The 16,148-nt window shown below is 52.5% G+C and carries 14 protein-coding genes; 1 reads left to right on the top strand and 13 read right to left on the bottom strand.

Annotation, left to right across the window (positions count from 1 at the left end):
- The first annotated feature begins 356 nt into the window (after nucleotides 1–356).
- Nucleotides 357–695 carry a hypothetical protein gene (locus PAECUDRAFT_RS19270; RefSeq protein ID WP_006039814.1) on the top strand — a complete coding sequence of 113 codons (339 nt, stop codon included), beginning with the start codon at nucleotides 357–359 and terminating at the stop codon, nucleotides 693–695.
- Nucleotides 696–780: 85 nt separating this feature from the next.
- Here the strand turns inward: PAECUDRAFT_RS19270 and PAECUDRAFT_RS24915 are convergent, their stop codons facing one another.
- The 13 genes from PAECUDRAFT_RS24915 to lon form a co-directional block, all read right to left on the bottom strand.
- Complete coding sequence (locus tag PAECUDRAFT_RS24915) at nucleotides 781–2,277, bottom strand: LysM peptidoglycan-binding domain-containing protein (protein WP_006039813.1); 1,497 nt, start codon at nucleotides 2,275–2,277, stop codon at nucleotides 781–783.
- A 147-nt stretch (nucleotides 2,278–2,424) separates the two neighbouring features.
- On the bottom strand, nucleotides 2,425–3,351 hold the full coding sequence (locus PAECUDRAFT_RS19260) for an RluA family pseudouridine synthase (RefSeq protein WP_006039812.1): 927 nt from the start codon (nucleotides 3,349–3,351) through the stop codon (nucleotides 2,425–2,427).
- Nucleotides 3,352–3,417: 66 nt separating this feature from the next.
- Nucleotides 3,418–4,728, bottom strand: a complete 1,311-nt coding sequence (gene hemL / locus PAECUDRAFT_RS19255; RefSeq protein WP_006039811.1) for a glutamate-1-semialdehyde 2,1-aminomutase — start codon at nucleotides 4,726–4,728, stop codon at nucleotides 3,418–3,420.
- 39 nt (nucleotides 4,729–4,767) lie between these two features.
- On the bottom strand, nucleotides 4,768–5,760 hold the full coding sequence (gene hemB, locus PAECUDRAFT_RS19250) for a porphobilinogen synthase (RefSeq protein ID WP_006039810.1): 993 nt from the start codon (nucleotides 5,758–5,760) through the stop codon (nucleotides 4,768–4,770).
- Nucleotides 5,761–5,791: 31 nt separating this feature from the next.
- Nucleotides 5,792–7,345 (bottom strand): uroporphyrinogen-III C-methyltransferase, encoded by a 1,554-nt coding sequence (gene cobA, locus PAECUDRAFT_RS19245; RefSeq protein ID WP_006039809.1) that lies wholly within the window; start codon nucleotides 7,343–7,345, stop codon nucleotides 5,792–5,794.
- A 5-nt stretch (nucleotides 7,346–7,350) separates the two neighbouring features.
- Nucleotides 7,351–8,304: a hydroxymethylbilane synthase gene (hemC, locus tag PAECUDRAFT_RS19240; RefSeq protein WP_040713451.1), complete on the bottom strand. Its 954-nt coding sequence runs from the start codon at nucleotides 8,302–8,304 to the stop codon at nucleotides 7,351–7,353.
- A 38-nt stretch (nucleotides 8,305–8,342) separates the two neighbouring features.
- Nucleotides 8,343–9,041, bottom strand: coding sequence for a precorrin-2 dehydrogenase/sirohydrochlorin ferrochelatase family protein (locus PAECUDRAFT_RS19235; protein WP_083814207.1), 699 nt, complete (start codon nucleotides 9,039–9,041; stop codon nucleotides 8,343–8,345).
- 33 nt (nucleotides 9,042–9,074) lie between these two features.
- Nucleotides 9,075–9,887 carry a cytochrome C assembly family protein gene (locus PAECUDRAFT_RS19230; protein WP_006039806.1) on the bottom strand — a complete coding sequence of 271 codons (813 nt, stop codon included), beginning with the start codon at nucleotides 9,885–9,887 and terminating at the stop codon, nucleotides 9,075–9,077.
- A gap of 64 nt (nucleotides 9,888–9,951) precedes the next feature.
- Nucleotides 9,952–11,331: a glutamyl-tRNA reductase gene (gene hemA / locus PAECUDRAFT_RS19225; protein ID WP_006039805.1), complete on the bottom strand. Its 1,380-nt coding sequence runs from the start codon at nucleotides 11,329–11,331 to the stop codon at nucleotides 9,952–9,954.
- Nucleotides 11,332–11,596: 265 nt separating this feature from the next.
- Complete coding sequence (gene speD, locus PAECUDRAFT_RS19220; RefSeq protein WP_006039804.1) at nucleotides 11,597–11,995, bottom strand: adenosylmethionine decarboxylase; 399 nt, start codon at nucleotides 11,993–11,995, stop codon at nucleotides 11,597–11,599.
- A 383-nt stretch (nucleotides 11,996–12,378) separates the two neighbouring features.
- On the bottom strand, nucleotides 12,379–12,969 hold the full coding sequence (locus PAECUDRAFT_RS19215) for a hypothetical protein (protein ID WP_006039803.1): 591 nt from the start codon (nucleotides 12,967–12,969) through the stop codon (nucleotides 12,379–12,381).
- A 199-nt stretch (nucleotides 12,970–13,168) separates the two neighbouring features.
- The gene (yihA, locus tag PAECUDRAFT_RS19210) at nucleotides 13,169–13,756 is read right to left on the bottom strand and encodes a ribosome biogenesis GTP-binding protein YihA/YsxC (RefSeq protein WP_006039802.1); all 588 of its coding nucleotides are present in this window, start codon (nucleotides 13,754–13,756) and stop codon (nucleotides 13,169–13,171) included.
- The gene (lon, locus tag PAECUDRAFT_RS19205; RefSeq protein ID WP_006039801.1) at nucleotides 13,753–16,125 is read right to left on the bottom strand and encodes an endopeptidase La; all 2,373 of its coding nucleotides are present in this window, start codon (nucleotides 16,123–16,125) and stop codon (nucleotides 13,753–13,755) included. The genes yihA and lon overlap by 4 nt, the downstream gene beginning before the upstream one ends.
- Nucleotides 16,126–16,148: the final 23 nt, after the last annotated feature.

The raw sequence follows: 16,148 nt of genomic DNA, 5'->3' as shown, positions 1-16,148 counted from the left end.
GAAATGTCACGTTCAGGCGGAAATCTCTCATGTTCTTAACTAATTGGTACGGAGCCCTCACGAGTACCATATCGCATCCAACACAAAGCAAACCATTGTAAAGACAAGGTTTTTTGCGCTAGCTTACGATATAAGATTGGGTCTTCCGCAAATATCCAATTGATTAGTTAAGAACACCAGTAATCATTAAAATTTCCCCTGACATGATAGATAGTAAAATCACATTTATCTTAACCGCCCTCGACCGTGAAAGTCAAGCGACAAGCACCATTAACTTCTCGCGATAAAAGCATTGTATTTCCTTAAAAACCTAGTATAATACTCGGTATATAAACAAAAACGATAGGTGATGCGAGATGAACATGATCGTCAACCAGCAAATCGAAGCATGGATTAACGACCACCTCGATCTGTACAATTATGCGATTCAAAAGGGAGATACGGCATGGCAGCAATCCATTCTACTCCAATTGTCACGTAAGGACGAATATGTACAGGCGCTTCAAGAAAAGCAATTGAAACGAGAGCTGTGGGGACAATTTGATCTAATTAATCAAAAGCTGCTCGGATTGTTCGATGAAATGCGCTCCCACTCGCAAAACCAGACGTATATGAAAAGCATCCAGCTGCAAATGTGGGAATTAAAACGCCAGCGGCTTGAAATTGTTAAACAAATCAAATCCGTCAATCCGTAATCGCTATGCCCAAAAAGGCGCTGCTATCGCTCACTTCCACGAGCGACTAACAGCGCCTTTCCCGCTTCTAATCAAGAAAGCAAGGTCAAGGAATATACAGCACTTGCCCTTCCGTTACGGCTTGATCCTGCAGGCGATTGTGGAGCGAAAGCTCCCGCGAGTTTTTCCCGTAACGCTCCGCGATATCCTCCAGCGTTTCCTCCCGCTGTACGATACACATCCTCACTTTACGGAAGCCTTGCTCATCAGCTAGCTTGCCTAAGAACAACGTTTTCCACTCGATCTCATCTCCGGTCGTAACGCGTGAAGGCTCCTTTGCGGCGGCATTCGCCAAATCTGATGCCTCTCGCGCCTCCTGCTCGCGGCGGGAGGATTGCAGAATAGACCGGAAACCTACGGACTCTCTCTCCGGAGGCGCTTCCTCGGCCCGTTTGCGGCCAAATGCAACCTTCAGCTCTTTGCGTTCAGCCTCTGCCTCCTGCTGCTGCTGCCTTGCATCAGCGATGCCTGCCGACGGATAAGGAGTCTCTTCCACTGCTTGCGCTTGGGAAGACAGCGCCGGCTCCTGCTCCACTGGCGCCCACTGCGGCTGTGAAAAGTTCGTTCGCTCGGTCTCCGCTTCAATAGGCGCTTCCGTTACGAACGAGGCTTCATGCTGCGCAGAAGGCAGGGCAATATCACCAAACTGCTGCTCCTCTCTCGCGTTTCCGTAGAAGCTTTGATCGATGCGTGCCTCTTCCGCCTCAACCGCAGCCGGGATCGTCCAGCTATCCGGCCGTTCGTCCAATGGTGCCGCTTCCGCTGCTGGCTCCTCCGACTGCTCGATCGGCTGCTGCGTCGCGAATGCTGACCAGTTTATGACCGACGGCGCTTGCTCTCGCTCAGCAATCGCTTCGCTTTCGACGCTATAAGCAGGGCTTGCCGAATACGGGATCGCCTCTGCTTCCGGTCGCCCTTGGGGCTGGTAATAAGACTGCGCCCAAGACGGCGGATATTGCGGAGGCGGCTGGAACAATACTTCGCTCTGCTCCGCTAACGGCGGCTGCGGCGTCTCAGCCTGTCCGTAGTCATCCCGCTGCACTTGTTGCTCGATTGGCACCTCAGGGCTATCGTATCTCGGATACCAAGGCTCCACTAAAGGAGGCGCTGCCTCACGGCGATGCACGACCGTAATTGGCTCCTCATCCCGCCATCCCTGCTGCGTTTCCTCCTGCTGCTCCACTTGAATGCCATGCAGGGATAAAATCCCCGTAATATTCAAGGTTCGCGATGACAGCAGATCAACATCGAAGTGATCGATTTCGACTGAAATGTCTGCAATGCTTTGCACACGATTCATCGGCAGCGTAATTTCGACCGGAATCCAATGCTCCAATGACTGCGGCTGCTGCAAATCATGCTGGGAACGATAAACACCCGTCAGCAGCAGCTGGCCTTTTAATAATGCTTGCTCGCCTTGTTGAATGACTTGGATGCGGGGAACAAGCTCAATCTCCTCTAATTCCTCAATCGCGGCAACTTCATCCGGCAAATGGACACGTTCATACACATCAAAGCGCAAACCGTTCGTTTGATCCGGCACGCTCCAGTCCTCCCTTCCACCTTGCAGCTTGGGCTATCTTCTCATCCAATACCTATCATATGGCAGCCGCGCATAGAGCATGACTATGAAATTCACAGCATATGCCATAAAACAAGAAGACCGCCCCGTTAAGGAGCGGCCTTCCATCTATAGCCAAGGCGAGATGGGTTGCGATAACGTCTGCTTCAATTGCGCGTACCAATCCGGAAGCGGCGAAAACACCTTAACCGGCGCTCCGCTGAGCGGATGGTGGAATACGAGCATTTCGCCATGCAGCGCTTGATGTTTCAGAAGAGCGGTATCCCCGCCATAGAGCGAATCGCCGATCAACGGATGGCCAAGATGACTCATATGGACACGAATTTGATGCGTTCGTCCCGTCTCGAGCCGTATCCTGACCAACGTCGCCTTCGAATATCGTTCCATCGTTTCATAACGAGTGACTGCATGGTCTCCGTTTGCTATGACCCGCCGACGCGCGGGCTGATGACGATCGCGACCGATGGGAGCGTCGATGACGCCTCTCGGCTTGCTTATTTTCCCTTGCACGAATGCGAGATAGACGCGTTCAATCGTCTTCTGACGCATCGCCTCATCGAGCCTAAGCTGCGCTAAATCGTTCTTGCTATACAGCACCGGTCCCGACGTTTCTTGATCCAGCCGATGGATATGCCGAACGGGAAGCGGATCCCCCTTCTTCAGCATATGCCGAGCTGCGGCCTCATCCAGCGTGCCCCGCTCGCCCGGCCTAGACGGGTGCACAGGGACGCCTGCCGGCTTGTGCATCACAAGGATGCTATCATCCTCATACAGCACACGGCATGCTGCAATGGCCTTGCCTGCTTCCCCCTCTGATGCGAGGCGATAAAGCGGGTCCTTGTCCAAATCAGCAGGAGGGAACGCATCCAGTGCAATTCGCTCCCCATCCTGCTGGATGCCGCCAACGGAAAACAGCAGGTTCACCCATTTGAGCGGAAACCATTCCTGCTGCTGCAGCCACAGCTTAAGCTGATGCGGGCTGCTGCCTGCTTTCGGCCAGTCTTCCAACAGCGCTCCGCTGCATCCGCTTTTCATCAGAAAGAGCCTTCTGCCCTCCCGAACGGCACCCTTGTTCCAATCAAACAGCGCGCTCGCCATTCTCTACAAACGACGAAGCGCTTCAGCATGCGCTTCAATCGTGAAATCGATGTCCGCTTCGGTATGCACGCCGGAGACGAACATGCCTTCGAATTGCGAAGGCGCTACGCTGACGCCGAGATCCAGCATGGCTCCAAAATATTTCTTAAACTTCTCTAGATCAGATGTTTTGGCCGTATCGAAGTTAATAACATGCGTTTCGGTGAAGAATGGGCATACCATCGAGCCTACACGGTTAATCGTACTCGCTACGCCATGCTTCACGGCATTGCGCTCGAAACCGAGCTGGAGCCTTACCGACAGCTGCTCAAGCCGCTCATACACTTCCGGCGTCATCAGCTTCAGCGTTGTATAGCCTGCAGCCATAGCTAGCGGGTTGCCCGACAGCGTGCCTGCTTGATAGATTGGGCCGGCTGGCGCCATCTGCTCCATCAAATCACGGCGGCCAGCGTACGCGCCAACTGGGAGGCCTCCGCCGATCACTTTGCCTAAGCAGGTCAGATCCGGCGTTACGCCGTACAAGCCTTGCGCACAGTGATAATGAACGCGGAAGCCCGTCATTACCTCATCGAAAATAAGCAGGCTGCCATACTGCGTCGTCACGTCGCGCAGCCCTTGCAGGAAGCCCGGCAGCGGCGGCACGACGCCCATATTGCCCGCAATCGGCTCTACGATCACGCAGGCGATTTGCTCGCCGAACTTCTCGAAAGCCAATTTGACCGATTCGATATCGTTGTACGGCACCGTAATCGTATGGGTCGCCACGCTCTCCGGTACGCCAGGGCTGTCCGGCAACCCTAGCGTAGCCACACCCGAGCCTGCTTTAATAAGCAAGCTATCCGCATGACCATGATAAGAGCCCTCGAATTTCAAAATCTTGCTCCGCTTCGTATAGCCTCTCGCCAAGCGCAGGGCGCTCATCGTTGCTTCTGTACCCGAGTTCACCATGCGCACGATATCGGCTGAAGGCACGCGCTCGCATACCAGCTGTGCCATCAGCGTCTCAAGCTCAGTCGGAGCGCCGAAGCTCGTTCCGTTCTCGGCTGTACGTTTAATCGCTTCTACAACTTCCGGATGGGCATGCCCCATAATGAGCGGTCCCCATGAGGCGACGTAGTCGAGATAGCTGTTGCCGTCGATATCATACACGCGCGAACCGCTTCCGCGCTCCATATAGACAGGAGTCAATCCGACCGATTTGAATGCTCGAACCGGACTATTAACGCCACCGGGAATATATTGTTTCGCCACCTCGAACGCCGCTTTCGAGCGCTCATCCTTCCTATGGCGATTGGGATCGATTGTTTGGCTCATCGTTATCGTCTCCTTCTATCCGAATGCCGTTATGCCGGCTTAGCCTTGCAGCCAGCGCGCCGCATCTTTGGCGTGATACGTCATAATCAAGTCGGCACCGGCACGCTTCATGCCGGTCAACGTCTCAAGGACAATCGCCCGCTCATCTAACCAGCCATTGGCTGCCGCCGCTTTCACCATCGAATACTCCGCGCTCACGTTGTACGCAACAAGCGGCAGATCGAATTGATCCTTCAACGTGCGTACGATATCCAAGTAGGCAAGCGCCGGCTTCACCATCAAGAAATCTGCGCCCTCCAGCACATCCGACTCCGCTTCGCGAAGCGCTTCCCTAGCGTTGGCGGGGTCCATTTGATACGTTTTGCGGTCGCCGAACTGCGGCGCCGAATGAGCCGCATCCCGGAACGGGCCATAAAAGGCAGAAGCATACTTGACGGAATAGGACATAATCGGCACGTTCGTATAGCCTGCTGCATCCAGTCCGTCGCGAATAGCAGATACAAAGCCGTCCATCATATTGGATGGCGCTATAATATCAGCACCAGCCTCCGCTTGTGAGACTGCCGTTTTCACGAGCAGCTCCAGCGATTGATCATTATCGACCTCGGCATTGCCCGTCTGCTCATGCACATGGACGACGCCGCAATGGCCATGATCGGTAAATTGGCACAAGCAAGTGTCCGCAATAACGACAAGCTCGGGCGCCCACTGCTTGATCGCACGCGTAGCTTCCTGAACGATGCCATTGTGATCATAAGCCGAAGATCCGATCGCATCTTTGCTAGCCGGTACGCCAAACAGCAGGATGGACGGAATGCCCAGGCTGACAACCTCGCGAATCTCTTCCTCAAGTCGATCCATCGAGAAATGGTAAACGCCCGGCATGGACGGAATTTCTTCCTTCACATTCGTGCCGTAGGTTACAAATATCGGATAAATGAAATCATTCACTGTCAAAATCGTTTCGCGCACCATGCTGCGCAGCGCTGCCGATCCGCGAAGACGGCGATGTCTAACTGTCGGAAAGCTCATTTGCCGTACCTCCTCCTGCTTCTATCTATTGTTAAACGCGACTTGCGCGATCGGCGAGCCGTTGTGCGGCAATCGCAGCGACCAACGCTTCAATCGTCGCTTCTTCCGGTTCAATCGTTACATGCAGACCCGCTTCAGCAGCTGTTGCTGTCGTCAACGGCCCAATGCTTGCAATTTGCGATTTGGCCAACAGCTTCTCCGGCTCTTCGACCCCGTTGCGGCGAAGCAGCTCTATTAAATTCGTTACCGTCGACGAGCTCGTAAACGTCACGACATGCACAGCGCCTTCCTGCAGCAGCTCCAGCGCCATCTCATCTTGATGCTCGGCGAGAACTGTTTCGTATACGTCCAACTCAACGGTTTCAACGCCGCGAGCATTCAGCTCGCGAGGCAGCACTTCACGCGCTAGATCGCCCCGAGCGATCAAAGCGCGCTGGCCAGCCTTAAGCGATGCGTCCAGCTTCTCGACAAGCCCTTCCTGCCGGAATTGCGCCGGCAGCTCCTCGACCGCCAATCCGCGCTCTTGCAGCGCTTCCGCTGTCTTGGGACCAACCGCAGCGATACGTGCTTTTGCAAATTTCCGAATATCTACGCCATAACGCTTCAGCCAGCGATAAAATGCCTCTACGCCGTTCACGCTCGTAAACATGAGCCAGTCGAACGTATCCGCTTCGCGCAGCGCCTGCTCAATCGCCTGAACCGTATTGGCATCCGAAGGCTCGCGGGTTTCAATAACCGGATATTCGCACGGCTCGCCGCCAAGCTCTTCGATCAAACGGACCAGGTCGCTCGCTTGCGTACGAGCGCGCGTCACGAGAATGCGCGTGCCGAACAACGGCTTTTTCTCGTACCAGCGCAGCGAATCGCGTTGATTGACAACCTCGCCGACGACGATAACCGCCGGTGGCTTGAAGTTAGCCTCTTCTACCTTAGCTGCGATATTTTCCAGCGTGCCTATAAGCGTTTCCTGCTCGACACGCGTTCCCCAACGCACAAGCGCTACAGGTGTCGAAGGCGATTTGCCATGCGTAATGAGCTGTTCGCTAATATAGCCAATTTTGGCTACGCCCATTAGAAAAATAAGCGTGCCTGTTGCATTTGTCACTTTATCCCAGTGAATGGAACGGTCCAGCTTCTCAGGGCTCTCGTGCCCCGTAATAATCGATAAGGATGAGGCCAAGTCACGATGCGTAACTGGAATGCCTGCGTATGCAGGAACTGCGATAGCCGAAGTAATGCCTGGCACGATCTCAAATTCGATCCCGTTCGCCTCCAGCAGCTCAGCTTCCTCGCCTACACGGCCGAATATCGTCGGGTCTCCGCCCTTAAGGCGAGTAACCGTCTTTCCTTCCAATGCAAGATCGACGAGCAACTGATTAATTTCTTCCTGCTTCATCGTATGGCGGTCTGGCAGCTTGCCTACATAGACGCGTTCCGCGCCTGGCTTTACATGCGCCAGCAAACGCGGGCTTGCCAATCGGTCATACACGACAACCTCTGCACGCTGCAAGCACTCTACGCCCCGCATCGTAATCAGCTTCGGATCGCCTGGACCGGCTCCGACCAGATATACTTTCCCCTTCATACTCGTCATCCTCTCACCTGAGACAATATTTGATCCGCGCCGTTCGCCCGAAGCGCAGCGGCAACGCTAAGCCCGAGCGCCTCCGGATCTGTGCCCTTACCGATTTCTTTGAGCAAAATTTCGCCATCCGGCGAGCCGACAATACCGACCAACTCGATCAGTGCGCCCTCTAAGTTTGAAGCACCTTCTGGTATGGCTACTGTAGCGTGCGCGCCGATCGGAATCTGGCAGCCGCCATTCAACGCGCCCAAAAAGCTGCGCTCCGCTCGGACAGCGAGCTCACTAATAGGATCATTCAAGAGCGATAGCAAATAACGCACATCCGAATCTGCCTCGCGGCATTCAATGCCAAGTGCGCCTTGACCAACAGCTGGAACGCAGATATCTACGGGCAGCGGCGAGCTAATGCGATTTTCCCAGCCCATTCGCGTCATGCCAGCCGCAGCAAGAACAATCGCATCGAATTGCTCTGTCTCCAACTTCTTCAGCCTGGAATCGATATTGCCGCGGATGGACACGATTTCGATGTCCGGCCTGCGATTTTTGAGCTGGCTGGCGCGACGCAAGCTGCTCGTACCTACTTTTGCACCGTTCGGCAAGGCATCGAAGCCTCCGCCATCTGCTGTGATTAGAACATCACGAGGATCGACCCGTTTCGGCACGGAACCGTTCATAAGGCCCTCTGGCAGCTCATACGGCATGTCCTTCATGCTGTGTACGGCCAGATCGATTTCACCATCCAGCAGCGCTTGTTCAATTTCTTTTACAAACAGCCCTTTACCGCCTACCTTAGAAAGCGTAACATCGAGAATCCGATCACCTTTGGTTACAATCTTAACGGTTTCAAACGTATAAGGCAGCCCATGGCGCTCGCTAAGTTCCTTCAACTGCTCGATCACTTGCCCAGTCTGCGTTAATGCAAGCGCACTCTGCCTCGTTCCTACCCGGATGACTCGCATACCTTCTGTTGCTTGATTCATCATTCCAACTGCCCCCTCTATAAAAGCTGCATCCGCAGCGATTCCATCCATCGTTCCAATTCCGCCGCAGCTAGATCTGGCTCCTCCCGAAGCGCCCACGCAGTCTGCTTCCAGCCTTCAGCATCTTCCGCTGCGAGCCGCAGCAATCGGCGCCGAACTGCGGGTGAAATCTCTCCTCCGCTTCCATCCCTTGCGCCAGCATGCAGCACCCTTGCGCGCAACAGCCGCAATACGGACAATCGCTCCGCGTATTCATCCCCGTATGCAAGAGCAAGCTCCTGCTTAATGCGAGAAGCGAGTGCCGGGCTTGCGCCGCTTGTCGTTAAAGCCATTACGAGATCGCCTTGGCGATGTACAGCCGGCGTTACGAATGAGCCTTGGGCACCGTCATCGGCCAAGTTCGCCCAAATCCCTAGCTTTCTCGCCTCGTCCGCAATGTTAGCATTCATTTGTGACTGGTTTGTTGCCGCAAATACTAGATTCGCACCGTTTATATCCTCAGGAATATAACCGCGCTGTACAACTTGAATCCGACCGTTACGTTCCAGCTCTTTCAGTTCATCATGAAGCGTAGGACTGATTAGAATGACATCGTCAGCTCCCGCTTCGAGCAACCCCTTCACTTTTCGGCAAGCAACCTCACCGCCCCCGACGACCAGGCAGCGTTTGCCAGACAAATCCACCATAATCGGATAATAGCGGATCTCGCTCATCATTTCCCCCCCTGCCCATCCTCTCAAATCTCTTCCTTAGTGAAAATGAGAAATCGGATTCAACAGCACGTTCAATATGAGCGTCCCAAACGATAGTAAATTCAGCCGGGCGGCAGAAAATCCAATCTGACCCTTCACTTTGCGCCGAACCAAATAAACGATATATAACACGAGCGCTGCAAGTGAAATGATCACTTTCCAATCAAACAAATACGCCCACTCATGCTCCACAGCAATGGATACGATCGCAACGGAAAGCGACATCGCGAGCAGCGGCGCACCCGCCGACACAAGGCGGAACGAATACAGGTCAATTAATTGCAGACTCGGCAGCCGCCTGACCGGGCTAGTCCAACGCTTCTTCTTAAGCTTGCGATGCAAGAACATATACATGCCTGCAAAAATGGCCGAAATCGTCAATGCCGCGAACGCGCAGGTCATCAAGCTGATGTGAACGATAAGCAAATCGCGAGCCGCCTCGAAAGGCTCTGCCGGAAGCGATGGCCCCGGGTTAACAAGAAGCAAAGCAGTAAGTACGGCAAATCCAATTAAGTTAACGATAAATACGATATACTCAATACGGAAAAACCGGCTGATGACGAGCGAAACCGTTACTAACAGCCACGAGAAGACAAACCAATATTCAAACCCTGATATGTAAGACATGTCCAAATGCGATGCTAACCGATATACCAGATACCCAGTCTGCAGCGCCCAGACAAACACGAGAAGCCCTGCGCCGATCCGTTTGGCACTCCGATTCGCATCCACAAAATCAGAGAAATAAAACAGAAGGCTCAGGGCGTACACATACAGCATGGCATCGTAAAACCAATTTGACGTAACCATAAGCGCCTCCATCCTTCACAGTCACGTAAAACAGCAAAAACCGCCGCGTGCATGCGGCGGCTCCTTACGGCGTTGCAGCCGCAACGCCAGCCGGTACATGAGCCGAGGTCGACTCTGCTGCCGTCGTTGGCGCAGATATTGTCGACTTCGCGACAGCTGATCCTTGCGCTTGTTCAAGCTGTGGCTCGAGTGCGAACAACTTAACAAACAAATCCATCGCTTCTCCAGCATGCTTCTCTCCGGCTGTTTCTTTAATGCCCAGAATAGGGTCGCTCATCATTTGATTCATCATGCTTTTTGTTAATTTGCGGATGACTTTTAATTCACGCTCACCAAGATCAGGCAGCTTATTCATCAAACTATCCATCGTTTCCGAGTGAATAACCTCCGCCTTGCTCTGCAGCGCCTTAATTAGCGGAACGACACCTAATGTCTTATACCAGCTTCTGAACGATTCCTGCTCCTCCACGATCATCGCCTCGATCTTCGCGGATTCCTTGCGTCTTTGCTCCAGATTGCTTTCGACGATGCCTTCCAAATCATCAATGTCGTACAAAAAGACGTTATCAACCGCAGCGATGGTCGGATCCAAATCGCGCGGCACTGCAATATCAATCATGAACAATGGACGCGACTTGCGGCGCTGCATCGCAATAGCCACTTGCTCCCGCTTCAGAACGAAGCCGTCGGCTCCCGTCGAGCTAATGACAATGTCGGCTTCATGCAGCCGATGGACCGCCTCCGTCATCGTACAAGGCAACCCGCCAAGCTTGTCCGCCAGCTCAATGGCACGATCAATCGAACGATTCGCTACTATGACGCGATCCGCGCCATTAGCCGCCAAATGCTTGCCGGTCAGCTCGCTCATTTTGCCAGCGCCAATGATCATGACCGTCTTCTTGCCGAAGTGGCCGAAAATCCGTTTGCCCAGCTCCACAGCCGCATAGCTTACCGATACGGCAGACTCGCCGATCGAGGTTTCCGAATGCGCGCGCTTCGCTAGCGTGACCGCTTGTTTAAACACCATATTAAATAAAGTGCCTGTCGCCTTCTCTTTTTGCGCGAGAAGGAAGGCCTCTTTCACTTGACCTAGAATTTGCGTTTCGCCAATGACCATGGAATCCAATCCGCTCGTTACGCGGAACAGATGCTCAATCGCCTGATCATCCTCATACATATAGAGATGGTTCGTAAAATGCTGCCGCGGCAGCTTGAACCACTGCTCCATGAAGCTTCGAATATAGTGGCCGCACAGATGATGCCGATCCACGACAGCATACAGCTCCGTCCGGTTGCAGGTTGCGACGATGACGCCTTCGAGTATGCTCTTCGTCTGTTTTAATTGCCGTAATGCCGCAGGTAAATCCCGTTCAGCAAACGTGAATCGTTCCCTCACCTCGACGGGCGCTGTCCGATAATTCAAGCCTACTACGATGATATGCATACGTCCCTGCCTCCTTCTTCTTGGAATGTATCCGACATGGTCTCGATAAATTATAGCATAGTTCAACAACCCGTACGCTTTCATTTATGAAAAAAGTATGAAACCATTCCTGCCCCTAGTGTGGACAGGGATTCTTCCCATTATTCCTATGTGCACAGCAATCTGTATAAAGTGAAAAGAAATGGCCATGGATTGCTCCATGGCCATTTCCTCTATGCGACGCTATAACGCGTTCTTCGTTCCCTTGCAGCAGGTTTTCGTTTAATTAAACGAGTTCTGCTTGCTTCATTACCGGTTCAACAACTTGCAGTTCACCCATGCCGCGTACAAGCTTCTTCGCATGCGAAGTCGTTGGCTTCAATACGGCAAGCATGTAATCAATTGCCAGCTGCGGATCCACAGTTTCACCGCAGGTGTAACAGTCGAGTGCCGCAAAACCTTTCTCTGGATACGTATGGATCGAGAGATGGCTTTCCGACAGGAGCACGAGTACAGTCGCGCCTTGAGGATCGAATTGTTTGGCTTGAACCGAGAGCACTGTTGCTCCGCACGCTTCTGCGGCCTCCACCATTTGTGACTGCAGAGCTTCTGCATTGTTTAGCAAGTCAAAATCTACACCCCAAGCATCGACAGCAACGTGTCTTCCGAAAGTTGAGTATTCCATCTTTCGGTTCCCCCTTCCTAGGAATAAAATGTTTGAAAAAATTTCATCCGCTAGGACCTACGTCATTCACTTCCCGAGGGAATAATCTCTCGCAACATTACTATGTCCTGAGTGAATCCTGGTTCCTATTATTTGTTCAACGAAAATAAAAATAACATCTATCGACTTGAAATGCAACTGTTTTTTTTGGGCGGTTTTACGAAGCACGTCGAGAAAAGCAACCAACTTTAATTCCGTATACAACGTATGTTCACCTCGCCGCTAATGTGCACGACTTAGACAGGAGTTGGGCTAGTTGTTTGTTCCGCCACGACATCATCCCCATAATAAAAAGAACCGCACTTATGTGCGGTTCCTGGACCATGCCTGCAATCTTCTTCAGCTTAAGCCTCCAACACGAATAACTGGTGGGTCGACTGGCGAAGACGCTCATCGATCTCTCGAATCTGGCACGGGTCCGTCGTCTGATTGCGAAGATCGAGCAGTTCATTAATGGCGCCCTGCACCATTTCAATCTCATGCTCGACAATCCTACTGCGGAATTGGCATTCCAGCTGCCCGAGCGTATCCTTATGCTCGAACACAACGCGCTCCCCGTTCTGATTACTTTCTACAATCCGACGGACTTGCCCCTTATCATAATGATAGATCATCGTATAATTGCTGTAGATTCGATTGACGATCGCATCACCGCGGAAAGCTGATACCGCTTTACGCATAGCATTCGTTAATCCAGGATGGACAAGGCGGCATGAAAGTTCACAAACGTAGTCATCATGATGACGCTCAAATACAAGGCGGATTTCTTCCCTCCCTGCTACGTCTTCGAGAACGACCTCTTGGCTTCCATTCTCAAGCACCTTCACGCCGTAGCGAATTTGCTGGTCCTCGAAAAAACGGACAAAACGAGACATTTCCTCACTCGACAACTGCAGTTTGGCTTTTACATACTGTGTGGCTAACCGCTCAGCCATAAAAATCTCCTCAATTCTTTAAGCTTGCACTTGTTTAACTCTCTGCCTATTCTTATTATACGTCATCCCGAATGTTTATTCCTGCCGAGCGTTCGCGATATTCGCGCATATTTCTGAAAAATCCGTTAGTTTCCCCGAACAGTCTGCTGTAAAACCCTTTATCCTTTGATTTTGATTGAAAGTCACGCGACTTTCTCGCTTAATCACTGGTTTCCGTAAGAATGTAATCCCACAGCTGCTCGCGTCCAAGCCCCAGCTCGGATGAAAACATAATGACCTTATCCGTCGGGTCTGCTTGAAGCGTTTCCTTTACGAGCTTGATTTGCTTATCCCATTTGCTTTTTGGAATCTTGTCAGCCTTGGTCACGACAATACAAATCGGAATCTCATAATGCTTTAGCCAATCGTACATCAAGCAATCATCCTTGGAAGGAGCGTGACGAATATCCACAATCAGAAGCACGAGCTTAAGCTCTTCTCTTACTTTGAGGAAGGTCTCGATCATTCTTCCCCATGCTTCTCGTTCCGTTTTCGACACCTTCGCATAGCCATAACCCGGAAAATCGACAAAATAGATTTGCTCATTAATTTTATAATAGTTCAATTGCTGCGTTTTACCTGGCTGCGAGCTTGTCCGCGCCAAGTTTTTGCGTAAAATCATACGGTTGATCAATGAAGATTTGCCGACATTAGAACGCCCTGCCAGAGCAATCTCTGGCAAGGCATCTTCCGGATATTGATCCGGTCTTACGGCGCTGATAATAAACTCTGCTGATGTAATTTTCATGTAACGTGCGTCCCTGCTTTCTGTTCAGGTACCGACAGCGGCAATAATGCATGCTGCAGCACTTCATCCATATGCGCGACCGGAATAAAGGTCATTTCTGCACGGATGCTTTCTGGCACATCGACCAAATCATGCTCGTTCCCTTTCGGGAGAAGCACCTTCTTAATGCCCGCACGGTGGGCAGCCAGCGACTTCTCTTTCAATCCGCCGATTGGCAGCACGCGGCCGCGGAGCGTAATCTCGCCCGTCATCGCGACATCGCGAGAAACCGGACGATTCGTCAACGCGCTGATCAGCGCTGTAGCCATCGTAATGCCTGCTGATGGTCCATCCTTCGGTATAGCTCCCTCTGGAATGTGGATATGAATGTCATTCTTCTCATGGAACTCGGGATCGATGTTCAGCTCCGCTGCTTTGGACCTCATATAGCTGAATGCAGCTTGCGCCGACTCTTTCATCACATCGCCAAGCTTACCTGTCAGCGTCAGCTTGCCGCTGCCTTGCATGACGGTCACCTCGATGACGAGCGTATCGCCGCCGACCTCAGTCCAAGCTAACCCCGTCACTGCCCCGATCTGGTCGTCCTGCTCTGCTTGCCCATAACGGAATTTGATCGGTCCGAGCCATTCTTTGATTTTGTCTGAATCGACGATGATGACCGAGCCATCGTGATCCTTGGACACGATTTGCTTCGCTGCCTTGCGGCAAAGCGCTGCGAGCTGCTGCTCCAGATTCCGAACGCCAGCCTCGCGCGTATACTCGCGAATGACCTGTTGCAGCGCCCCGTCATCTACAACCAACTGGTTTTCCTCCAGCCCGTGCTCCTTCTTCTGCTTCGGCAGCAAATAACGCTCGGCTATCTGCAGCTTCTCAAGCTCTGTGTAGCCCGGGATCGATAGGATTTCCATCCGATCAAGCAGCGGGCGTGGTACATTGTGCAGGCCGTTGGCAGTCGTTACGAACATGACGTTCGACAGATCGAACGGCACTTCAATGAAGTGATCGCTGAAGGTCGAATTCTGCTCGGGATCCAATACCTCTAGCAATGCAGCGGCAGGGTCTCCCCGGAAGTCCATTGCCATTTTGTCAATCTCATCTAACAAAAATACGGGATTCAGCGTACCCGCCGTCTTCATCCCCTGCATGATGCGACCTGGCATTGCACCGACATATGTACGCCGATGTCCGCGAATTTCAGCCTCGTCCCGAACGCCGCCAAGCGAGATGCGCACGAACTTGCGCCCCAGCGATTTGGCGATTGAACGCGCAATCGACGTCTTTCCGACGCCTGGAGGCCCTACAAGGCATAGAATCGGCCCTTTGAGCTTCTGTACCAACTTCTGTACTGCCAGGTATTCAAGCACACGCTCCTTCGGCTTATCCAGACCGTAGTGATCCTCGTTAAGAATCTCCTCGGCACGTTCCAAATCGAGATCGATGCCTTCCTCGTCCCCTTTGTTCCAAGGCAAAGACAATAACCAATCGATATAATTGCGGATGACGCCGCCCTCAGCAGAGGTCGACGGCATTTTCTCGAGACGGTCGATTTCCTTCTCAACCTTCTCCTTCACCTTCTCCGGAAGCCCCGCTTCCTCCAACTGGCTTCGCAGCTCTTCAACCTCGCCAGCCCGGCCTTCCTTATCGCCAAGCTCCTTCTGGATCGCCTTCATTTGCTCGCGCAAATAATATTCCTTCTGGGTTTTCTCCATCTGCTTCTTCACGCGCTGATTGATTTTCCGTTCCAGCTCCAGCACTTCGCGCTCATTATGAAGAATGTCCAGCAGCTTCTCCAGCCGCTGACGGACGTCCACCGTTTCTAGAATATCCTGCTTATCGCGAATTTTGAGCGACAGATGGCTCGTAATGACGTCTGCAAGACGTCCAGGCTCGTCAATGTCAGAAACGGCGGCAAGCGTTTCTGGCGTGACCTTTTTAGACAAATTAATGTAATTCTCAAATTGACTCAGAACGGTCCGCATAAGCGCATCGGTCTCGGAATCCTCAGATTCCTGCTCCGGCAATTCCTTGATCATAACCTCATAAAACTCTTCATTCGGCAAATAATCAAGCACCTCAGCGCGAACGACACCTTCGACGAGTACGCGAATCGTGCCGTTAGGCAGCTTAAGCATCTGCCTAACGCGCGCAATGGTCCCGATGCGATAGATATCCTCCTGAGTCGGCTCCTCGATGTTCACTTCAGACTGCGAGCACAACAAAATCATATGATCATCGACCATCGCGCGCTCTAGCGCCCGTACCGATTTTTCCCGTCCCACGTCGAGGTGGAGAACCATGCTGGGATATACGAGCAGCCCCCTGAGCGGAAGCAGGGGCAATCTACGACCTTTCGATTTTCCAGGCCCCATACCAGCACCTCCATTAATGATGT

This window comes from Paenibacillus curdlanolyticus YK9 (assembly GCF_000179615.1).
GTDB classification, from domain to species: Bacteria; Bacillota; Bacilli; order Paenibacillales; family Paenibacillaceae; genus Paenibacillus_T; species Paenibacillus_T curdlanolyticus.
The sequence above is the reverse complement of the archived record's forward strand: the minus strand, read 5'-3'. Positions and strand labels throughout refer to the sequence as shown.